This window comes from Clostridium sp. UBA2485 (assembly GCF_002341865.1).
Lineage (GTDB): Bacteria > Bacillota > Clostridia > Clostridiales > Clostridiaceae > Clostridium_J.
On record NZ_DDOV01000026.1, the window covers coordinates 1 to 3,143 of the forward strand.

1 protein-coding gene is annotated in these 3,143 nt (G+C 29.4%); it reads right to left on the reverse strand.

All coding sequences use genetic code 11. The features are described from left to right. Positions 1-237: 237 nt before the first annotated feature. Positions 238-2,265, reverse strand: coding sequence for a urocanate hydratase (locus B3603_RS03405; RefSeq protein WP_291560763.1), 2,028 nt, complete (start codon positions 2,263-2,265; stop codon positions 238-240). Between the last annotated feature and the right edge of the window lie 878 nt (positions 2,266-3,143).

Genomic DNA, 3,143 nt, shown 5'->3' on the forward strand with positions numbered 1-3,143 from the left:
TAAAAAAATCTATTTAAAGAAATTAATTTGTAAAAATTAATTTCCACCAAAATTGTCAATTGTCCATCGTCAATTCTCCATTGCTTAAGTTCCCCTGAGGTGATTATACATATAAAAAAAAGAACACCTAAATTACTTTAGGTATCCCTTTAATTTATATTTAAGTTCAAGTGTTACCGGTTAAAAATTAGAAATAGTTTCATCTTTATATTCTATTCCCTATTTAAAATTAAATGCTTATTTATTTAAAGCTTTTTCTACCACTGATGAAATTAGGTTTTCATCAGTTATATATGGTAATGTAATATGATCTGTTGATGAATGTTTTTGGTTGTATTCCATAGAAGTTTCTATTGAGTGAGGGTTTCTTGCCCACGCTCTTCTAGCAACTCCTCCCATAACATCCCATGCCATAGAAGATTTTATTATATCATCTACTCTTTCACTACCATCAAGTACAAGTCCAAATCCACCATTTATTGATTTACTTGTTCCTACTCCTCCACCATTGTGAAGTGCTATAAGACTCATACCCCTTGCAGCATTTCCTGCAAAGCATTGTACAGCCATATCAGCCATAATATTACTTCCATCTTTTATATTAGAAGTTTCTCTAAATGGAGAGTCTGTTCCACTTACATCGTGATGGTCACGACCTAGCATTATTGGCCCAACTTCACCTTTTCTTACCATGTCATTGAACTTTAATGCTATATCTATTCTTCCTTGTGCATCTTGATATAGTATTCTAGCTTCTGTTCCAACTACTAGTTTATTTTCCTCTGCATCCTTAATCCAGATGTAGTTGTCTCTATCTTGTCCTCTTCTATTTGGATCAATACATTCCATAGCTGCTTTATCAGTTTTTATTAGATCTTCATGATTTCTACTTAAACAAACCCATCTAAATGGACCATAACCATAATCAAATAACATAGGTCCCATTATATCTTCTACATAAGATGGGAATATAAAGCCATCTTTTTCATCTACACCATTTTTAACAATGTCTTTTGCTCCGGCATCATATACTGCTTTCATAAAGGAGTTACCATAATCGAAGAAATATACTCCTCTAGAATCCAATATCTTAACCAGTTCATAATGTTTAAGTAGAGTCTTATCTACTAATTCTTTAAATTTCTTTCTATCTTCTTTTAAAAGTCTTGTTCTTTCCTCAAAACTTATGCCCATAGGTGCATATCCACCTTCATAAGGAGCATGACATGAGGTTTGATCTGATAATAAATCTATTTTAATATTTTTATCTACAATATATTGTAGTAAATCAACAACATTTCCATGATATGCAATTGAAATTGCTTCTTCATTTTTAACTTTTTCTAAAGTTACTTTAAATATTTCGTCAAGATTATCTGAAGCCATTGATACCCAGCCTTGATCTAATCTTGTTTTTATTCTTGAATAATCAACTTCTGCAACTATTCCAACACCATTAGCTATTTCTATAGCCTTAGGCTGTGCACCACTCATTCCCCCAAGTCCTGATGTTACAAATATTTTGCCTCTTAAATCTCCATCTTGAGGTACTCCAAGTTTTAACCTTCCTGCATTTAATATAGTATTAAAGGTTCCATGCACTATACCTTGAGGTCCTATATACATCCATCCTCCTGCAGTCATTTGGCCATAGTTAGCAACACCTAATTGGGTAGCTGTATGAAAATCTTCTGGATTATCAAACATACCTATCATAAGTCCATTGGTAGTTATAACTCTTGGTGCTTTCTTAGAACTTCTAAATAATCCTAATGGATGTCCTGATTCAACAACTAAAGTTTGTTCATCAGTAATGTTTTCTAAATATTTCATTATAAGTCTATATTGCATCCAGTTTTGACATACTTGACCTGTCTCCCCATAAGTAACAAGCTCATAAGGATATAGTGCTACATCAAAATCTAGGTTATTATCTATCATTACTTGGAAGGCTCTACCTTCCATACAATTTCCTTTATATTCATTTATAGATTTACCGTAAATTCTTTCCTCTGGTCTAAAACGGTAACCATAAATTCTTCCTCTTGTTAATAATTCTTCCATAAACTCTGGAGCTAGCTCTGCATGATACTTTTCAGGTATGTATCTTAGTGCATTTTTAAGCGCAAGTTCTGCTTGAGCTTTTGTTAATGTAAAGCCTCTATCCGGAGCTCTTCTAATGCCCTCTTGAAATTTTGGCATATTAGGTAGTTCATCTTCTAATTTAATAATCATAGCTTTTTCAATATCTAAATTATTTAACATATAGCCACCTCCAAATACAATTTACAATTTAAAATAATTCTATCTCTAAAATTACCTTTTACAGGCATCTGAAAGAAAATAACAAGTCAAAGATATTAGTTTATTTTATATCGAACAAATTATCAGTTTATACTCATAGTAATACCATGGGCTAATCTGACAACACAATATAATGCAAAATAAGCTAACATAGTGGCTGCTTATTTTTTCAAGTACCTTATTACAAGTTTTTAATTGTACAAAGTTATTTCTCTCAATCGTCAATTGTGTATAATTTCTATAAATTACTTAAAAATTACTTTTATAATAAGAAATTAATATATTAAAATTAATTTCAAAAATACAATTTACAATATATAAATTAACTAAATTTTAAAGAATTATCTTTACCCCATTGTGAATTCTTAACTGTACAAAATTATCTTTCTTAATTGTCAACTGCATATAATTCTCAAAAATAATTGAGAACTTTTCAATTTGATATTATGATTTTACTTTACATAATTATTTTTTTCAAATTATTATGTTTTAAATATCATTTGCATATCATTATCAATTATCTATGACATTATCTTAATTGATAAAATAATAAAATAATGCATTACAAAGAAATATTAAACTACACACTACTCTATATTCTTTATAAACTCAAAAAATCCTTCCAAAAATATTAACTTTTTTCACAATTTAGCATATTATATCTTTTTGATACATAAATTCATTATTTTTACTTTATTATATTAACGTGTTAAAGTAAATTAATTTAATTCACAATCCACAATGCAAAATTCACAATTGTGGATATTTCTCAGCAGAGGCTGAGAAATTTAGAATTGATTGTTTTTTGAAGTTGCAAGGCAACTTCTTATAAAAAAAAC

Excerpts from the sequence above, each read along its gene's own strand:
- B3603_RS03405 (WP_291560763.1), bottom strand. The coding sequence starts at position 2,265 with ATGTTAAATAATTTAGATATTGAAAAAGCTATGATTATTAAATTAGAA.